Origin of the sequence: Streptomyces sp. NPDC096013, from assembly GCF_044763565.1 — a bacterium.
Lineage (GTDB): Bacteria > Actinomycetota > Actinomycetes > Streptomycetales > Streptomycetaceae > Streptomyces.
This window is the reverse complement of the sequence record NZ_JBIWGK010000001.1, coordinates 1045163-1062969: the sequence shown is the minus strand read 5'-3', so window position 1 is coordinate 1062969 and position 17807 is coordinate 1045163. Positions and strand designations below refer to the sequence as shown.

Here is a 17807-nt window from a genome sequence, read left to right as displayed (position 1 = left end):
GCCCGGCTCGAAAAACTTCCGTAGCCGCGTCGTAACACAAATGGTGTTTTCTACGGATCGGAGCATTCCGGTCTGGCGGGAGTTGGGGCATGGCTGTGGATCAACTCCCCGGACAGGTGCGGGAGTTCGCGAACTACCTCGATGGACTGCTGGCGCGCCTCGACCAGGGCGGCGGTTGGTGCGGGGTGTTCTGGCAGCGCGATCCCGAGGGCATGCAGGCCTGTCTGAACGGGCGTGAAGTACCGCCCTGGGACGTGGTGGAGGCCCTCCTCCAGGACCTCGCGGCGGAGTACGGCCAGGGAGCCGTGGTCCAGGAGAAGGACCGCGCCCGCGCCCTGCACACGGCGGCGCTCGCCGCGTTCGACGCCCGCCCCGGCAGCCGCGACGCCCTCGGCGACCGGCTCGACGTGATGCTCCGCGAGCAGAAGTACGCGGCCGAACGGCAGGCGAAACTGGCCCAGTTGCTCAACTCCGCCACCACCCAGGAAGCGGCCGACGCCCTCCGCCTCGACCTCGCCTGGGCCCATGACGACCACGAACGCGCCACCGCCCGCTGCGCCGAACTCCGGGCGCGCATCGAGGAGTTGGACAACCGCGCCCGCACCCGGGGTGCCCAGGTCGTCCATCGCGACCGCCACGGCAACGTGTTCCGCGTCGACGACACGGCCGCCGCCCACCGGCTGCCGCGCCAGCGCGATGCGGGGGACGCACGGCGCGGCCACGACCCGGCCGGCGCGGACCACCAGGGCACCGAACCCCGGCGGCGCGACAACCGCCGGGGCTACGAGGAGTTCGAGCGCGCGAATCCCGGCTTCGACGGCCAAGGCGCCGCCCCGGACTTCGGCAGGCCCGAGCCCACGTCCCGGCGCGGCACCCCGGACCCCGTGGACCACGGTTTCAGGGACCCCGACACCGCCTCCGGCTTCGGCGCCCCGGACCCCATGGACGGCGATCTCACGGGTCCCGAGCCCGCCCCGGACCAAGCCGCCCCCGCGGACCCCCCGCCCGCCAAGCAACGCAAGCGCCGCCGGGGCAGCGCCCGCTTCGCCGGTATGGCCGAGGCCGACACCGCCGCCCCCACCCCGGACCCCGCAGCCGTCGTACCGGAACTGCCTGTGCCCGCGCCCACCGCCCGGCGCAGCCCGCGCGGAGCGCGTTTCGCCGGGGCCGCCGCCCGGCCGGTGGAGCGGGCGCAGCCGCAGCGGGAGCCGTTGGACGCGGAGGCGCGGCAGCTGACCGTGGAGGCCGTGCGGCGGCTGGTGGGGCTGCGGCGTGAGGGCCGTAGCGGCGAGGCGCACGCGCTGCTCGTCGAGGCCGCGTACTGGCCCGCCGCGCGCTTCCCGCTGCTCGCGGCCGAACTCCAGCGCGCCGGACTCGGCGCGGACTGGGCGACGCTGCTGTGGGAGGCCGCCTCGCTGCCCGCCGACCGGCTGGTCGGCGCGGCGGACGCGCTGGTCGCGGCGGGCCGTACCGCGGACGGCGAGCAGATCCTGCGGCAGGGCGTGGCCCGCCCCGCCGCCGAGATCGGCGAGGCCGTCCTCGCGCTGGCCGCCGAGGGCCGCCGCCGCGAGATCCACGCCCTCCTCGACGCCTACGTCCGGGTCCGCACCCCCGAGGAGGCGGCCCGCAGCGTCGCGGCCGACCCCCAGCAACTGGTCCCGCTGCTGCTGGAGGCCGCGCAGGGCGCCTCGGAGGAACGCCACTGGGACCTGGTCCACGCCCTGCGCGTGGCGGGCTTCAGCGCCTAGCGCAGCGGCCCGACCCCGGCTACCCGGCGCAGCGGCTCACCCACCGGAGGGTGAAACAGGATCGACTCCGCGGGTTAACGACGATGGTCTTGGCAAGGCTCCTCCGGAGGCTTACGTTCATCCCCCTACGGCCTTGTCTACGGGCGTAGAGGCTCTGGCGTCCCGTCGAAGGAGCAGCTCATGGCCAACGTCGTACGCGCCGCTCTGGTCCAGGCCACCTGGACCGGCGACACCGAGTCCATGGTGGCGAAACACGAGGAACACGCCCGCGAGGCGGCCAGCCAGGGTGCCCGGATCATCGGGTTCCAGGAGGTGTTCAACGCCCCCTATTTCTGTCAGGTCCAGGAACCCGAGCACTACAGGTGGGCCGAGCCGGTGCCCGACGGGCCGACCGTGCGCCGTATGCAGCAGCTCGCGCGCGAGACCGGCATGGTGATCGTCGTCCCCGTCTTCGAGATCGAGCAGGACGGCTTCTACTACAACACCGCGGCCGTGATCGACGCCGACGGCACCTTCCTCGGCAAGTACCGCAAGCACCACATCCCGCAGGTCAAGGGCTTCTGGGAGAAGTACTACTTCAGGCCGGGCAACGCGGGCTGGCCCGTCTTCGACACGGCGGTAGGCAAGGTCGGCGTCTACATCTGCTACGACCGCCACTTCCCCGAGGGATGGCGTCAACTCGGCCTCAACGGCGCACAGTTGGTCTACAACCCGTCCGCCACCTCGCGCGGCCTCTCCGCCTACCTCTGGCAGCTGGAGCAGCCGGCCGCCGCCGTGGCCAACGAGTACTTCATCGCTGCGATCAACCGTGTGGGACAGGAGGAGTACGGGGACAACGACTTTTACGGGACGTCGTACTTCGTCAACCCGCGAGGCCAGTTCGTCGGCGAGGTCGCCGGCGACAAGGACGAGGAACTCGTCGTCCGCGACCTGGACTTCGGGCTGATCGAGGAAGTACGCCAGCAGTGGGCGTTCTACCGCGACCGGCGTCCCGACGCCTACGAAGGGTTGGTGCAGCCGTGACCAAGGATCTGCTGGGACGCCACCGGGACGTACTCCCCGACTGGCTGACCCTGTACTACCAGGACCCGTTGGAGATCACGCACGGAGAGGGCCGGCACGTCTGGGACGCCGAGGGCAACAAGTACCTCGACTTCTTCGGCGGCATCCTCACCACGATGACCGCGCACGCGCTCCCCGAGGTCACCAAGGCGGTGAGCGAGCAGGCCGGGCGGATCAACCACTCGTCCACGCTCTACCTCAACCGGCCGATGGTCGAACTCGCCGAGCGCGTCGCCCAGTTGTCCGGCATCCCGGACGCCCGCGTCTTCTTCACCACCTCGGGCACCGAGGCCAACGACACCGCGCTGATGCTCGCCACGACCTACCGGCGCAGCAACCAGATCCTGGCGATGCGCAACAGCTACCACGGCCGCTCCTTCAGCACGGTCGGCATCACCGGCAACCGCGGCTGGTCCCCGACCTCCCTCTCCCCGCTCCAGACGCTCTACGTCCACGGCGGTGTGCGTACGCGCGGTCCCTACGCCGACCTGACCGACGCCGAGTTCGTCGCGGCCTGCGTCGAGGACCTCAAGGACCTGCTCGGCCATGTCCGGCCGCCCGCCGCGCTGATCGCCGAACCCGTCCAGGGCGTCGGCGGGTTCACCTCACCGCCCGACGGCCTGTACGCCGCGTTCCGCGAAGTCCTCGCCGAGCACGGCGTCCTGTGGATCGCCGACGAGGTGCAGACCGGCTGGGGCCGCACCGGCGACCACTTCTGGGGCTGGCAGGCACACGCGGAGAACGGCCCGCCGGACATCCTCACTTTCGCCAAGGGCATCGGCAACGGCATGTCCATCGGCGGAGTCGTCGCCCGCGCCGACATCATGAACTGCCTCGACTCCAACAGCATTTCGACCTTCGGCGGCACCCAGGTCACCATGGCGGCCGGTCTCGCCAACCTCACCTACCTGCTGGAACACGACCTCCAGGGCAACGCCCGCCGCGTCGGCGGCCTCCTCATCGAGCGGCTGCGGGCCGTCGCCGCCCAGCATCCCGGCGTACGGGAAGTGCGCGGGCGCGGGCTGATGATCGGCGTCGAGCTGGTGAAACCGGGCACCGACGAGGCCGACCCGCAGGCCGCGTCCGCCGTCCTCGAAGCGGCCCGTGCGGGCGGCCTGTTGATCGGCAAGGGCGGCGGCCACAACACCAGCGCCCTGCGCGTCGCCCCGCCGCTGTCCCTGACCGTCGCGGAGGCCGAGGAGGGCGCCGCGATCCTCGAACAGGCTCTGAGGAGCACGGAGTAGAGCACACGCTGAACAAGGGAAGACCGTCATGACCACCACCTTGGGAACCCTCACCACCCTGGACGCCCTGGAGCCCGCGCTGTCGGTGCGCCAGGTCCTCGCCCTGGAGCGGGTCCTCGCCGGGGAACCCGAGGTGGTGGCCGGCGCGGGCCAACTCGACCGGCCCGTACGGTGGGTGCACGTCGCCGAGGCCGCCGACGTCGGCGTGATGCTCACCGGCGGCGAGATGGTCCTCACCACCGGCGTGCTCCTCGCCGACGACGAGGCGGCACAGGCCGAGTACATCCAGTCCCTGCACCGCGCGGAGGCGTCCGCCGTCGTACTCGGCCTCGGACGGGCCTTTCCCGCGCCGCCGGACGTCATGCGCCGCGCGGCCGAGCGGTGCGGGCTGCCCATGGTCGTACTCCACCGGCCCTTCCCCTTCGCGGAGTTGACGGAAGAGGTCCAATCCCGGCTGGTACGGCGGAAGTTCGCCGCCGTCAGCCTCTCCGAGGCCGTACGGACCGCGCTCACCGGGCTCATCACCGGCGGCGCCCCGCTCCAGAGCCTGCTCGACGAGGTCGCCGCGCACAGCGCCTGTCCCGTCGTCGTCACCAACCTCGCGCACCGCGTCCTCGCCACGGCGGGGGAGCGGTCGGCGGTGGACGACGTGCTGCGCGACTGGGAGCGCATCGCCCGGCAGGCCGGCGGCAGCGAGGGCGACGGCTGGATCCGCGCCGAACTGGGCGGACGCGGCGAGCGCTGGGGCCAGATCATGCTGTGCGGCTACCGCGGCGACACCGCCACCGGCCGCCTCCTCGCCGACCGCGCCGCAGAGGCCCTCGTCCTGCACCGCATGCTCGGCGGCTCCGCCCACACCTGGGAGGAACAGTCCGCGCAGAGCCTGCTCACCGACCTGGTGAGCGGCGTCGTCACGGCCCGCCACCTCCTGCCCCGCGCCCGCGCGGCCGGACTCCCCGTCAACCGGCGCACCTTCGTCCCGATGGTCGTACGCGACGGCGACACGGCCCAACTCGACCGGGTACTGAGGCTGTTGGGGCTCTCCGGACTCGTCGCGGAACTCGCCGAAGGAGTCACCGCCGTCCTCCTCAGCCTGCCCCGCGACCAGGACGCGGACGCCCTCGCCGCCCACTTCGCGAGCCGACTGCGCACCGAATCAGGGGCGTTGAAGACGGTGGTGGCCGCCGCCGGGCAGCGCACCGTCTGGGACGACGTCCCCGCGGGACTCCGCGAGGCACAGCACGTCGCCGACGCCGTGGCCGACTCCAGCGACGCCCTCGAACTCCCCGCCGTCGTACGCCTCAAGGACGTCCATCTGCGTGGCCTGATCCGGCTGTTGAGGGACGACCCGCAGGTGCAGTCGTTCGCGGAGCGGGAGTTGGACGGACTGCTGTGCGCGGCCGACGAGGACCTCCTCGCCGTCCTGCGCACCTACCTGGCCACCGGCCGCAACAAGTCGCGCACCGCCCAGCTCCACCATGTCTCGCGGCCCGCGCTGTACCGCCGGCTGGAGGCGATAGAGGGCCGGCTCGGGGTGGACCTCGACGACTTCGAGCAGGCCGCGTCGGTGCACATCGCGCTCCTCGCGCACGACGCGCAACAGGGGTGAAACATGGGACTACCTGGGAAAACGGCGGTGAAACATGCGTCCACGCAAGGGTGACACCGTGGAACGCCGCGCCCCTGCAGACGTGACACCGTGCACCTCAAAGACGACTTCCGGACTTCCTAGGCTCCTGGGACGGGCGTCGGAAGTGCCCCCCGCGCCACCGCGCCCGGCACGCACTCCCGCCCCAGCACCCCTAGCGACCGGAGGTCCCGATGAGCACCGTGATTCGTGCCGCTCTCTTCCAGACAGCCTGGACGGGCGACAAGGAGTCCATGATCCAGGTCCACGAGCAGGCGGTCCGCGACGCGGCCGCGCAGGGTGCCCAAGTCCTGTGTTTCCAGGAGCTGTTCTACGGACCGTACTTCTGCCAGGTCCAGGACAAGGCGTTCTACGAGTACGCCGAGGCGATCCCGGACGGCCCGATCGTCAAGCGCTTCCAGGCGCTCGCCAGGGAACACGGCATCGTCCTGGTCCTGCCGATGTACGAGGAGGAGCAGCCGGGCGTCCTCTACAACACGGCCGCCGTGATCGACGCGGACGGCTCCTACCTCGGCAAGTACCGCAAGCACCACATCCCCCAAGTCCCCGGATTCTGGGAGAAGTTCTACTTCCGCCCGGGCAACAGCGGCTGGCCCGTCTTCGACACCAAGGTCGGCAGGATCGGCGTCTACATCTGCTACGACCGCCACTTCCCCGAGGGCTGGCGCGCCCTGGGTCTCGCGGGCGCCGAGATCGTCTTCAACCCCTCGGCGACCTCGCGGGGCCTGTCGGCCTATCTGTGGCAGCTGGAGCAGCCGGCCGCCGCTGCCGCCAACGAGTACTTCGTCGGCGCCATCAACCGTGTCGGCGTGGAGGAGTTGGGCGACAACGACTTCTACGGCACGACGTACTTCGTCGACCCGGAGGCCCAGTTCGTCGGCGAGGTCGCCAGCGACAAGGAGCCCGAACTCGTCGTCAGGGACCTGGACCTGGCCAAGCTGCGGGAAGTCCGCGACCGCTGGCAGTTCTACCGCGACCGCCGCCCGGACGCGTACGGCCCCCTGACCGCCCCGTAACCGGGACTGTCTCCGCGCCCCTTCCGGGAGGGCGCAACCCCTCCCGGAAGGGGCGTGGGGCAGCGTCCGTCAGCGGCCTCGCCGCGGGGCGCGCCCAGCCCGCACGGACCCGCACCCGACAACCCGGACGATCCGCACCCGACGACAACCCAGCGGAGTCAACATGAGCGCCCGTACCGTAATCCGCGGCGGCCTGGTCATCACCGCGTCCGACGAACTCCACGCCGACGTCCTGATCGAGGACGGCCGTATCGCCGCCCTCGCCACCTCCGGCACGGCCGTCGCCGACGGCTGGACCGCCGAGCGGGTCATCGACGCCACCGGGAAGTACGTCATCCCGGGCGGAGTCGACGCCCACACCCACATGGAGATGCCGTTCGGCGGAACGAAGGCGGCCGACACCTTCGAGACCGGCACCCGGGCCGCCGCCTGGGGCGGTACGACGACCATCGTCGACTTCGCGATCCAGAACGTCGGCGGAGCCCTCCGCGAGGGCCTCGACGCCTGGCACGCCAAGGCCGAGGGCAACTGCGCCATCGACTACGGCTTCCACATGATCGTCTCCGACGTCAACGAGGACACCCTCAAGGAGATGGACCTGCTGGTGCAGGAGGGCGTCACCTCCTTCAAGCAGTTCATGGCCTATCCGGGCGTCTTCTACAGCGACGACGGCCAGATCCTCCGCGCCATGCAACGCGCCGCCGACAACGGCGGGTTGATCATGATGCACGCCGAGAACGGCATCGCGATCGACGTCCTCGTGGAGCAGGCGCTCGCCCGCGGCGAGACCGACCCCCGCTACCACGGCGAGGTCCGCAAGGCCCTCCTCGAAGCCGAGGCCACCCACCGCGCGATCAAGCTCGCCCAGGTCGCCGGCGCCCCGCTCTACGTCGTGCACGTCTCCGCGATGGAGGCCGTCGCCGAGCTGGCCCGGGCGCGCGACGAGGGCCTGAACGTCTTCGGCGAGACCTGTCCGCAGTACCTCTTCCTGTCCACGGACAACCTCGCCGAGCCCGGCTTCGAGGGCGCGAAGTACGTGTGCAGCACGCCGCTCCGACCTCAGCAGCACCAGGCCAAACTCTGGCAGGGCCTGCGCACCAACGACCTCCAGGTGGTCTCCACCGACCACTGCCCCTTCTGCTTCGTGGGCCAGAAGGAGCTGGGCCGGGGCGACTTCTCGAAGATCCCGAACGGCATGCCGGGCGTCGAGAACCGCATGGACCTGCTCCACCAGGGTGTCGTCGACGGCCACATCAGCCGCCGCCGCTGGATCGAGATCGCCTGCGCCACCCCGGCGCGGATGTTCGGCCTCTACCCGAAGAAGGGCACCATCGCCCCGGGCGCCGACGCCGACGTCGTCATCTACGACCCGACGGCCGAGCAGACCGTCTCCGCCGAGACCCACCACATGAACGTCGACTACTCGGCCTACGAGGGCAAGCGCCTCACCGGCCGCGTCGAGACGGTGCTCTCGCGCGGCGAACTCGTCATCACCGAGCGGGAGTACACCGGGCGCGCGGGCCACGGCGTCTACACCCCGCGTTCCACCTGTCAGTACCTCAACTAGGAGTGGCGCCCATGGACTTCGGACTCGTCCTGCAGACCGACCCGCCGGCCTCGCGGGTCATCAGCCTGATGAAGCGCGCCGAGCGCAACGGCTTCACCTACGGCTGGACCTTCGACTCCGCCGTGCTGTGGCAGGAGCCGTTCGTGATCTACAGTCAGATCCTGGCCAACACGACGAAGTTGACGGTCGGCCCGATGGTCACCAACCCGGGCACCCGCACCTGGGAGGTCACCGCCTCCACCTTCGCGACCCTGAACGACATGTTCGGCAACCGCACGGTGTGCGGCATCGGCCGCGGCGACTCCGCGATGCGGGTGGCGGGCCGGACTCCCAACACCCTGGCCCGGATCAGCGAGGCCATGAAGGTGATCAGGGCGCTCGGCTCCGGCCAGGAGGCGGACCTCGGCGGCACGGTCATCAAGTTCCCCTGGGCCAAGGAGGACGCCAAGCTCCCGGTCTGGATGGCCGCGTACGGCCCCAAGGCGCTCAAGATGACCGGCGAGGAGGCCGACGGCTTCATCCTCCAGCTCTCGGACCTCTACCTCACCGAGTACATGGTCAAGGCGGTGAAGGACGCGGCCGTCGCCGCCGGTCGCGACCCGTCCGAGGTCAAGATCTGTGTGGCCGCGCCCGCCTACGTCACCGAGGACGACTCGCCCGAGGCGCTCGCCCACGCGCGCGACCAGTGCCGCTGGTTCGGCGGCATGGTCGGCAACCATGTCGCCGACCTCGTCTCCAAGTACGGCGCGCACTCCGCCGCCGTACCCGAGGAACTCACGGACTACATCAAGGCCCGTGAGGGGTACGACTACGCGCACCATGGTCGCTCCGACAACCCCGACACGGCCTTCGTGCCCGACGAGATCGTCGACCGGTTCTGCGTCATCGGTTCGGCCGAGAAGCAGATCGAGAAGCTCAACGCCCTGAAGGAGCTGGGCGTCGACCAGTTCGCCGTCTACGACATGCACGACGCGCAGGAAGCGACGATCGACGCCTACGGGGCGAAGATCATCCCGGCGGTCAACGCCTAGCCTGCACAACCCCGTTGGTCTCCCCCTTCCCGCCGTCCCGGGAAGGGGGTCAAGGGCGCTCCCCACGCGCACCCCCCCGGCTCGCCCGCACGGCCTCTCCCGTCCCACCTCATCCGATTGGCCTGCCCATGACCGACACCGCTCCCACGGCCATAGCGCCGACCGCTCAAGTCACCCTCGCCGACGGGCGGGTGGAGTTCGCCCCGGACTCCTCGCGGCCCGCGGGGCCGTACGCCAACGACGACCTGCTGCCGGTTCCCGTCGAGAAGCGCACCTGGACCACGTACAACTTCTCCGCGCTGTGGGTCGGCATGGCCCACAACACGGCCTCCTGGACGCTCGCTTCGGGTCTCATCGCCGTCGGCATGGACTGGAAGCAGGCGGTGTTCACCATCGCCCTGGCCAACCTGATCGTGCTCGTACCGATGCTGCTCACCGGGCACGCGGGACCGAAGTACGGCATCCCCTTCCCGGTCTTCGCGCGTGCCTCGTTCGGCGTGCGCGGCGCCAACCTCCCCGCCGTCGTACGGGCGTTGGTGGCCTGCGGCTGGTTCGGCATCCAGACCTGGATCGGCGGTGAGGCGATCTACTTCCTCGCCGGCAAGCTGATCGGGGACAGCTGGGCCAACGCCTCGCACATCGGCGGGTACGCCTGGACGATGTGGCTGTCGTTCGCGCTGTTCTGGGTCCTCCAGGTCGCCATCATCTACCGGGGGATGGAGACGATCCGCCGCTTCGAGAACTGGGCGGCACCCTTCGTGCTCGTCGGCGCGTTCGTCATGCTGTGGTGGATGAGCAGCAAGGCCGGCGGCTTCGGCCCGCTCTTCGACCAGCCCTCCAAGCTCGGCTGGGGCGGCAGCTTCTGGAAGCTGTTCTGGCCCTCGCTGATGGGCATGATCGGCTTCTGGTCCACGCTGTCGCTGAACATCCCGGACTTCACCCGCTACGGCAAGAGCCAGAAGGCCCAGACGTGGGGCCAGGCCCTCGGACTGCCCACCACCATGACCCTGTTCGCGTTCCTGTCGGTGCTGGTCACCTCCGGTTCGCAGGCGGTCTACGGCACGGCGATCTGGGACCCGGTGCAGCTGGCCGCGAAGACCGACAACGTCGTGGGCCTGCTGTACGCGCTGGTGACCGTGCTGGTGGCGACCCTGTCCGTGAACATCGCGGCCAACCTGGTCTCGCCCGCCTTCGACTTCTCCAACATCGCGCCCCGGAAGATCAGTTTCCGCACCGGCGCCCTGATCACCAGCGTCCTCGCGGTGCTGATCTTCCCGTGGAAGCTGTACTCCGACCCGCAGGGCTACATCTTCACCTGGCTCGGTCTGGTCGGCGGTCTGCTCGGCACGGTCGCCGGCATCCTCATCGCCGACTACTGGGTCCTGCGCCGCGGCAAGCTCGACCTCACCGACCTGTACCGCGCGGGCGGGCGCTACTGGTACGACGGCGGCTGGAACTGGCGGGCCGTCGTCGCCTTCGTGATGGGCGGGGTCCTCGCGGTCGGCGGCGCCGACTTCCACCCGCTGATCGACGGCCGGCCCATCCCGGCCCTGTCCTCGCTCGCCGACTACGGCTGGGCCGTGGGCCTGGGCACGTCGATGGTGCTCTACGTGGTGCTCACTCTGCTGACCGGCAAGAAGACGGCGCCGGTCGAGGCGTAGGACCTGAGAGGTCGAGGAGTAGCACTTGAGAGGGAGGGCGGCGGGCCTAGGCGGCCTTGCCGCCCTCCAGCGCGGTGACCGCCTCCTTGGCGGCCTTGATCGCACCCTTGTTGATGACGTCCGTGCTCGGCGCCTTCTTGTTCTCGAAGTCGCTGCCGTTGTACGTGATGGTCACCAGCGCGTTGCCCGCGCGGACGACGACCGTGCCCTCACGCGTCTGCTGCTTGTCCTCCGTGGTGAGGTTCACGATCGAGTACGCGGAGTCGCCGAGCCCGGGAACCGCGCCCCCGCCGCTCTTCTGCGTGGTCGTCTCGGTGTACGACTTCTGTGCCGCCGCGTCCGATTCCGTGATCTCGTACGACACGTCGAGCCAGCGGTAGTCGTATCCCTTGAGCGCGTTCCACGAGCAGGTGCGGCGGACCTTCGTGTCCGTCGACGGGATCTCCTTGCCGGCCGTCTTCGCCCCCGGCACCAGCGACTTGAGTGTCGCCACCGACACGCTTCCGCACGGGGCGGGGGAGGTGGCGTACGCCTTGGCCGCGGTCGTCGCCGTCGGCGCCGAGGCCTCGGGGGAGGCCCCGGACTCGGGCGTCGACTTGTGCTCGGCGGTCGTCGTCGCGGCGAACGGCCCGGACGTCAGGGCCCAGCCCATCGTGGCGAGCACGACGACCGGCGACAGACGTGCGGTGAGAGCGAGCGGCAGAGGAAGAGAACGCAAGTCGCACTTCTCGTGGGGGAAAGGGTGCGGAGCGGGTCCGCACGGCGGACGGGGACGCCAGTCTCACATGACTCCCTGTGAGGCGGAAGTGTGAACTCGCTGCGTGGCTGTGCGGTGACACAGCCTCACCGCCGACGGGTTGTGTGTCCCCTTATGTCCGTGTGTCAGGTGCGGGTGGCAGTCACCCGCATCGTCGTCTCGATCCGCTCGACGGCCGTGAACGCCCCGTACGCGACGAGCCGCACCAGACTCGCGTCGTCGCGCCCCGGCCCGCGCCAGGCGGCCACGTCGTCCTCGGTGATCCGGTACGGCGCGAGCGCGGCCAGCACCGCGAGCCGCGCCGCGGGCCGCTCCCGCCGGTTGGGGAAGCCCCGCAGCACGACCGGCGGATGCGACCCGTCCCAGGCCCACAGCGTCTCCCGTACGAGCGTCCGGTCGTCCGCGTCGAGCAGCTCGCCACCCGCGAGCGCGGCCGTGCGCAGCGCGTCGTAGGCAGGGCCCACGGGGGTCCCGGCGGCCCAGTCCGGCCCTGGTCCCGGCGTGTCGAGCAGGGGCAGGGCCGCTCCCGGTACGGCCGTCCGGCGCACGGTGCGGGCGACGGACCGCCCCACGAGGCTGCGTACCGCCCGGAACCGCTGGGCGTTGCCCGGCAGGAGCTGTTCGGTCAGCAGGGCCGACACGACGCGGTTGACGAAGTGGAAGGTGAGAGCGGTGCCCAGGTAGGCGGCGGCCTGCTCGCGCGGGAACGGGTACGGCGTCAGGGCCGCGCCCGGGACCCGCGTCCGGCGCCCCCAGTCGAGCACACGCGCGTGGACCTCGTTCTCCGGTGTGCCGCCCCGGGCCAGGTGCTCGGCGAGGGCGTGGTCGCCGGTGGCGTGCAGCAGGACGGTGTGCGCGTCCGCGCAGAACGGGCACTTGTTGGCGAGCGAGACCCCGAGCGCGGCCAGCTCCTTGCCGGTGCGGCTGCCGTCGCCGGCGATCAGCGACTCCCGCATCAACGCCCAGGCGGGCGCCAGGAGTTCGGGTGCGGAGGACAGGACCACGAAGGTCGGGGGCCGCTCGATGCCGAAGTCGACGGCGATCTGCTCGAAGACCTCGGCGGTGCGGCCGGTGGCGGACTTGGGCGACGGGGGCCGGGTGTGCCGGAAGGGTGTGGACATGGCAGCAGCATGTGCGCCGGGGGCGGGCCGGGTCGTCGTACGGAGGAAGTCAGTCGGGGCTACGTCGGGGAGGTCCGGGGCGGTGTGGACTACTGCGGGGGGAGTAGTCCAGGAGTTGTCCACAGGGCTGACGCCCGTGTCGGCGCGGCGGTCTACTGTGCCGACATGAGCGGGTTCCCGGTCGATGCGACCCCACGCAGGCGGCTCGCCGACGCGTCCCTCGCGGGAGTGATCGGCGCCCTCGTCGTGACCGTCGCGGCCTTCGACCCGGACACCACGGCCGTCGACTACGCGCTGATGGCCCTCGCGGCGGCGGCCCTGGCGTTCTACCAGACGGCTCCGAGGGCGGTCCTCGCGGTGACCGCGGCGTCCGAGACGGCCTACGTCCTGCACGCCCACCCGGGGCCCGTCGCCGGTCTGCCCGTCTTCGCGGCCATGCACACCGCGGCCCGCGCGGGACACCGCGGCACGGCGGCCGCGGGCGGCGGGGTGTTCCTGGTCGCGTACCTCGCGACCGGGCCGACGACCCAGCAGGTGGTCGAGCGGACCGCGCTGCTGGCCGGCTGGTTCCTGTGCGCGGTGGTCACCGGCCTCGCCGACCGCAACTGGCAGGCGTATCTGCGCCAGACCGAACAGCGCGCCCTGGAGGCCGAACGCACCCGCGAGGAGGCCGCGTTGCGCCGCGCGGGCGAGGAACGCCTGCGCATAGCGCGGGAGTTGCACGACTCCCTCACCCACAGCATCTCGATCGTCAAGCTCCAGGCCGGCGTTGCCGTCCACCTCGCCCGCAAGCGCGGCGAGGAGGTGCCGCCCGCGCTGCTCGCCATCCAGGAGGCCGGCGGCGAGGCGATGCGCGAACTGCGGGCCACCCTGGAGATCCTGCGCACCGCCGAGGAGCCCACCGGCACCCCCGCGCTGCTCGTCGAACGGGCCTGCGCGGCGGGCCTCGCCGTCGAACTCGCGGTGACCGGCGAGGAACGCCCCCTCGCCGCGACGGTCGACCGCGCGGTGTACCGCATCGTCCAGGAGGCCCTCACCAACGCCGCCCGGCACGCCGGACCGGCGAAGGTACGCGTCCAACTGGACTACGGAGACGAGGACTTGACGATACGCATCGAGGACGACGGAGCGGCCGACCCCGACCGCCCGCCGAAGCCCGGCATCGGCCTCACCGGCATGCGGGAGCGCGTCGCGGCGCTCGGCGGCACCCTGCACACCGCCCCGCGCGCGGAGGGCGGCTTCGCGGTCCGGGCCGAACTGCCGCTGGGGGAGGCGGGATGATCCGGGTCGCGGTCGTCGACGACCAGGCGCTGATGCGCGCGGGCTTCCGCGCCCTCCTCGACGCCGAGGACGGCATCGAGGTGGTCGGCGAGGCGGCCGACGGCGAACAGGGCCTGGCCCTCGTGCGCGCGCAACTCCCCGACATCGCCCTGATCGACGTACAGATGCCGGTGATGACGGGCATCGAGGCCACCCGCCGGATCGCCGCCGACCCCGGCCTCGCCTCGGTGCGGGTCGTCATCCTCACCAACTACGGCCTCGACGAGTACGTCTTCGAGGCGCTGCGCGCGGGCGCCAGCGGCTTCCTCCTCAAGGACACCGACCCGGCCGACCTCCTCCAGGCGATCAGGATCGTCGCGGGCGGCGAGGCCCTTCTCTCCCCGGCCGTCACCCGCACCCTCATCGGGGAGTTCGTCTCCCGGCCCCCTGACCGCGCCACCCCGACCGGCCTGGAGCACCTCACCCGCCGCGAACGCGAGGTCACCGCGCTGGCCGCGCGCGGCCTCACCAACGAGGAGATCGCCGCGCACATGGTCATCAGCCCGTTCACGGCGAAGACCCACATCAGCCGCGCGATGACCAAACTCGCGGCCCGCGACCGGGCCCAACTCGTCGTGTTCGCCTACGAGTCGGGGCTCGTGACGGCCCGCGCCCCGGAATCCCGTTGCGCCCCGGACGTCCCGGATCACACCCTGGGGCGATGACCGAGACGACACGCTCGCAGAACCCGGCCGTGGGTGTGCGCGAGGAGATCCTCGCCTACTACGCCCAGGGCAAGGAGGACGGCCGCCTCCGGCAGGGCTCCGGCCGGCTGGAGTTCTGGCGCACCCAGGACGTGCTGCGGCGCCTGCTGCCGGCGGCCCCCGCGCGGGTGCTGGACGTCGGCGGCGGCAGCGGCATCCACGCCGAGTGGCTCGCCCGGGACGGCTATGAGGTCCGACTCCTCGACCCCGCACCGCTGCACGTGGAGCAGGCGGGCCGACTGCCGGGAGTGGAGGCCCGCGTCGGGGACGCGAGGGAGCTGCCCGGCCAGGACGCGTCGTACGATGTCGTGCTGCTGCTCGGACCGCTGTACCACCTGCCCGAACGGGCCGACCGCGTAAGGGCGTTGAGCGAGGCCCATCGCGTGGTGCGGCCGGGCGGGCCGGTCGTCGCGGCGACCATCAACCGGTTCGCGGGACTGCACGACATGCTCAGGCAGGAGCTGTACTTCACCGCAGGGCACCGCGCGCGGGTCGACCGAGAGGGGGAGGAGGGGCGGCACGACTCCGCGGACGGCGGCCTCTTCACGACCGCCTACTTCGCCCAACCGCACGAAGCCCCCGAGGAGTTCACGGACGCGGCCCTCACCGTCACGGGCCAGTACGGCCTGGAGGGCGTCGCCTGGCTGATGGGCGGCATCGAGGACTGGCTGGACGACCCGGACCGCCGCGCGGCTGTCCTCGCGGCCACCCGCCGGATCGAGTCCGAACCCACGCTGCTCGGCACCAGCGGCCATCTGCTCACCGCGGGGCGGCGCGACCCCTAGGAGGCGCGGGCGGTGTTGGGGGAGCGTTCGGCAGCCGGTACCCGGCGCGCAAGCCCGCCGTACCGCAGCCGTCCGTAGCGTGACGCCGTTCTTCAACTCGGCATTTGGAGCGGACATGGACAGCTCTCCCACGGGTGACAGAGGCCTCGACGACCACCAGCGGCGCACGGCGGGCTGTGAGTGCCCCCGCACCGCGGACCTCGACGGCGACGGCATCGCCGCGTCGAGCCGCCGCACGTTCCTGCACCGGGCCGGGGCGCTCGGCGCGGGCACGGCCGCCGTGGGGCTGCTGGGCGCGGCGCCCGCGTACGCGGCCGGGGACGACAGCGACTCGTACGGCCGGACAACGATGTCACCGGCGCCGCGCGGGACGTGGGACCCCGATCCGGACAACCCCCGGTTCACCGTCGTGGTGATGCCGGACACGCAGTACATGTTCGACCAGGACCGCATCCACCCGGGGCCGATGGAGGCCTCGTTCCGCTACGTCCTCGACCCGGAGCGCCGCGCGGGCGGCAACGACGAGAACATCGTGTTCCTCGCGCACCTCGGTGACGTGACGCAGAACGGGCTCGCCGGCGAGTACGCGGCCGTCACCAAGGTGTTCGACATGCTGGACCGCGCGGGCGCCTCCTACGGCGTGCTGGCCGGCAACCACGACGTGTCCGCCGACGACCAGCGGGGCCGTACCCCCTACCTGGACACCTTCGGCCCGGCGCGCGCGAGGAAGACGCCCGGCTACCACTCCTCCAGCCCCGACGGCTACAACACCGCGCACATCTTCCGCGCGGGCGGCCGGAGTTGGATGCTGCTGTCCCTCGACTGGCGCCTGTCCGCGAAGGGGTTCGCGTGGGCCAACGCCGTCATCGCGGAGAACCCGACGCTGCCGGTTATCGTCACCACGCACGAGATCGTCGGCGCGGACGACGACGGCGTCGCCGAACTCTCCTCCTACGGACAGCAGTTGTGGGACGGCCTGATCAAGGACAACGACCAGGTCTTCCTCACCCTCAACGGTCACTACTGGCCGCCCGGCAGCACCGTGCTGAAGAACAGCGCCGGGAACGACGTCCACCTGCACATCACCAACTACCAGGACCGCTACTACGGCGGCGCGGGCATGATCCGCTCCTACCGCTTCGACCTCGACCGCGGGATGATCGACATCGCCACCTTCTCGCCGTGGATACGCGAACTGGCGGAGAAGGGCGAGGCGAACGCCCTCGCGGCGAAGGAACTCGAACTGACCTCCAAGGTCGACTACTTCTCGATGGAGATCGACTTCGAGAAGCGCTTCGCGGGCTTCGCACCGGTCCCGCCGCGCAGGTCCCGCCCCGCGCGCCGGATGCTGCTGCCGGGCACGCTGGCCTACTGGCGGTTCGACGAGGGCGGCACGGCCGGCGCCGACGTCGCCCCCGGCACGGTCGTCAAGGACCAGGCGGGCCACGGCAACGACCTCGTCCTCAAGACCGTCCCCGGCACCCCGGCGCACGCGCTCACCTGGACCGGCGACCACCACCCGGACCAACCCGCCCACGCGGGGCTGGTGTTCGCGGGCCAGGGCAACCCGGTCAGCGGCGCGTACCTCCAGACCGTCGACAAGGCGCCGCTCAACCGCGAGACCTTCGCCCACGGCTTCACCTTCGAGGTCTTCTTCAAGGTCCCCGCCGACTGGGACGGCGGCCGCAACGGCTGGTCCTCGATGCTCAGCCGCGCGGGCACGGCGGCCCAGGCGGGCAAGAACGGCCCCTCCGCGACCGCCGACGAACCCGTCCTGACCATCAGCCTCTCCAGCTCCATCGAGCTTCAGTGGAACGCCTACCCGCTCAACCAGGACGGCGCCACCACCGCCTGGAGCCACCTCCTCCAGCAGGAGGAGTGGTGGCACGTCGCCGTCACCAACGACGGCCGCATCAGCAAGCTCTACGTCAACGGCTGCGAGGAGGGCCGCAATCCGACCAGCACCGCCGTCGGCCTGACCACCCTCGGCATGCCGTTCCTCCTTGGCGGTTACCAGTGGGCCGGCGCGGTCAGCCAGGTCTTCCACGGCACCATCGGCGACGTCCGCATCAGCGACCGGGCCCTGAAGCCGGGGCAGTTCATGAACGCCTAGGTCCCCCGGAATCCCCGGTCTGTAGATTTT

Annotated in this window: 14 protein-coding genes; 12 read left to right on the top strand and 2 right to left on the bottom strand. The window is 71.3% G+C overall.

Annotated features, from left to right (window positions below):
• Positions 1-89 precede the first annotated feature (89 nt).
• The 8 genes from ACIRB1_RS04620 to ACIRB1_RS04585 all read left to right on the top strand — a co-directional run bounded on the left by ACIRB1_RS04620 (position 90) and on the right by ACIRB1_RS04585 (position 10977).
• On the top strand, positions 90-1748 hold the full coding sequence (locus ACIRB1_RS04620; protein ID WP_403464545.1) for a hypothetical protein: 1659 nt from the start codon (positions 90-92) through the stop codon (positions 1746-1748).
• Between the two features lie 180 nt (positions 1749-1928).
• Complete coding sequence (locus ACIRB1_RS04615) at positions 1929-2771, top strand: nitrilase-related carbon-nitrogen hydrolase (RefSeq protein WP_403464544.1); 843 nt, start codon at positions 1929-1931, stop codon at positions 2769-2771.
• Complete coding sequence (locus ACIRB1_RS04610) at positions 2768-4054, top strand: aspartate aminotransferase family protein (protein WP_403464543.1); 1287 nt, start codon at positions 2768-2770, stop codon at positions 4052-4054. The genes ACIRB1_RS04615 and ACIRB1_RS04610 overlap by 4 nt, the downstream gene beginning before the upstream one ends.
• A 28-nt stretch (positions 4055-4082) precedes the next feature.
• Positions 4083-5663 carry a PucR family transcriptional regulator gene (locus ACIRB1_RS04605; RefSeq protein ID WP_352177600.1) on the top strand — a complete coding sequence of 527 codons (1581 nt, stop codon included), beginning with the start codon at positions 4083-4085 and terminating at the stop codon, positions 5661-5663.
• 212 nt (positions 5664-5875) lie between these two features.
• On the top strand, positions 5876-6718 hold the full coding sequence (locus ACIRB1_RS04600) for a nitrilase-related carbon-nitrogen hydrolase (protein WP_352177599.1): 843 nt from the start codon (positions 5876-5878) through the stop codon (positions 6716-6718).
• Positions 6719-6881: 163 nt separating this feature from the next.
• Positions 6882-8285 carry a dihydropyrimidinase gene (gene hydA, locus ACIRB1_RS04595; RefSeq protein ID WP_403464542.1) on the top strand — a complete coding sequence of 468 codons (1404 nt, stop codon included), beginning with the start codon at positions 6882-6884 and terminating at the stop codon, positions 8283-8285.
• Positions 8286-8296: 11 nt separating this feature from the next.
• Complete coding sequence (locus ACIRB1_RS04590) at positions 8297-9316, top strand: TIGR03842 family LLM class F420-dependent oxidoreductase (protein WP_352177597.1); 1020 nt, start codon at positions 8297-8299, stop codon at positions 9314-9316.
• 128 nt (positions 9317-9444) lie between these two features.
• The gene (locus ACIRB1_RS04585) at positions 9445-10977 is read left to right on the top strand and encodes an NCS1 family nucleobase:cation symporter-1 (RefSeq protein ID WP_403464541.1); all 1533 of its coding nucleotides are present in this window, start codon (positions 9445-9447) and stop codon (positions 10975-10977) included.
• Between the two features lie 46 nt (positions 10978-11023).
• Here the strand turns inward: ACIRB1_RS04585 and ACIRB1_RS04580 are convergent, their stop codons facing one another.
• Positions 11024-11695, bottom strand: a complete 672-nt coding sequence (locus tag ACIRB1_RS04580; RefSeq protein WP_403464540.1) for a hypothetical protein — start codon at positions 11693-11695, stop codon at positions 11024-11026.
• Between the two features lie 164 nt (positions 11696-11859).
• Entirely contained in the window at positions 11860-12855 is a 996-nt protein-coding gene (locus ACIRB1_RS04575; RefSeq protein WP_403464539.1) for a carboxymuconolactone decarboxylase family protein, read from the bottom strand.
• A 165-nt stretch (positions 12856-13020) separates the two neighbouring features.
• On the opposite strand from ACIRB1_RS04575, the gene ACIRB1_RS04570 reads away from it, so the two are divergent.
• From ACIRB1_RS04570 to ACIRB1_RS04555, 4 genes are all read left to right on the top strand, one after another.
• On the top strand, positions 13021-14136 hold the full coding sequence (locus ACIRB1_RS04570) for a sensor histidine kinase (protein WP_403464538.1): 1116 nt from the start codon (positions 13021-13023) through the stop codon (positions 14134-14136).
• On the top strand, positions 14133-14840 hold the full coding sequence (locus tag ACIRB1_RS04565) for a response regulator (protein WP_403464537.1): 708 nt from the start codon (positions 14133-14135) through the stop codon (positions 14838-14840). The genes ACIRB1_RS04570 and ACIRB1_RS04565 overlap by 4 nt, the downstream gene beginning before the upstream one ends.
• Positions 14837-15664 (top strand): class I SAM-dependent methyltransferase, encoded by an 828-nt coding sequence (locus tag ACIRB1_RS04560; protein WP_403464536.1) that lies wholly within the window; start codon positions 14837-14839, stop codon positions 15662-15664. The genes ACIRB1_RS04565 and ACIRB1_RS04560 overlap by 4 nt, the downstream gene beginning before the upstream one ends.
• Positions 15665-15779: 115 nt before the next feature.
• Positions 15780-17777 (top strand): LamG-like jellyroll fold domain-containing protein, encoded by a 1998-nt coding sequence (locus ACIRB1_RS04555; RefSeq protein WP_403464535.1) that lies wholly within the window; start codon positions 15780-15782, stop codon positions 17775-17777.
• Positions 17778-17807: the final 30 nt, after the last annotated feature.

Coding starts and splice junctions, on each gene's coding strand:
- ACIRB1_RS04560 (WP_403464536.1), top strand. CDS start 14,837: ATGACCGAGACGACACGCTCGCAGAACCCGGCCGTGGGTGTGCGCGAG.
- ACIRB1_RS04620 (WP_403464545.1), top strand. CDS start 90: ATGGCTGTGGATCAACTCCCCGGACAGGTGCGGGAGTTCGCGAACTAC.
- ACIRB1_RS04565 (WP_403464537.1), top strand. CDS start 14,133: ATGATCCGGGTCGCGGTCGTCGACGACCAGGCGCTGATGCGCGCGGGC.
- ACIRB1_RS04605 (WP_352177600.1), top strand. CDS start 4,083: ATGACCACCACCTTGGGAACCCTCACCACCCTGGACGCCCTGGAGCCC.
- ACIRB1_RS04570 (WP_403464538.1), top strand. CDS start 13,021: ATGAGCGGGTTCCCGGTCGATGCGACCCCACGCAGGCGGCTCGCCGAC.
- ACIRB1_RS04590 (WP_352177597.1), top strand. CDS start 8,297: ATGGACTTCGGACTCGTCCTGCAGACCGACCCGCCGGCCTCGCGGGTC.
- ACIRB1_RS04600 (WP_352177599.1), top strand. CDS start 5,876: ATGAGCACCGTGATTCGTGCCGCTCTCTTCCAGACAGCCTGGACGGGC.
- ACIRB1_RS04585 (WP_403464541.1), top strand. CDS start 9,445: ATGACCGACACCGCTCCCACGGCCATAGCGCCGACCGCTCAAGTCACC.
- ACIRB1_RS04575 (WP_403464539.1), bottom strand. CDS start 12,855: ATGTCCACACCCTTCCGGCACACCCGGCCCCCGTCGCCCAAGTCCGCC.
- hydA (WP_403464542.1), top strand. CDS start 6,882: ATGAGCGCCCGTACCGTAATCCGCGGCGGCCTGGTCATCACCGCGTCC.
- ACIRB1_RS04555 (WP_403464535.1), top strand. CDS start 15,780: ATGGACAGCTCTCCCACGGGTGACAGAGGCCTCGACGACCACCAGCGG.
- ACIRB1_RS04615 (WP_403464544.1), top strand. CDS start 1,929: ATGGCCAACGTCGTACGCGCCGCTCTGGTCCAGGCCACCTGGACCGGC.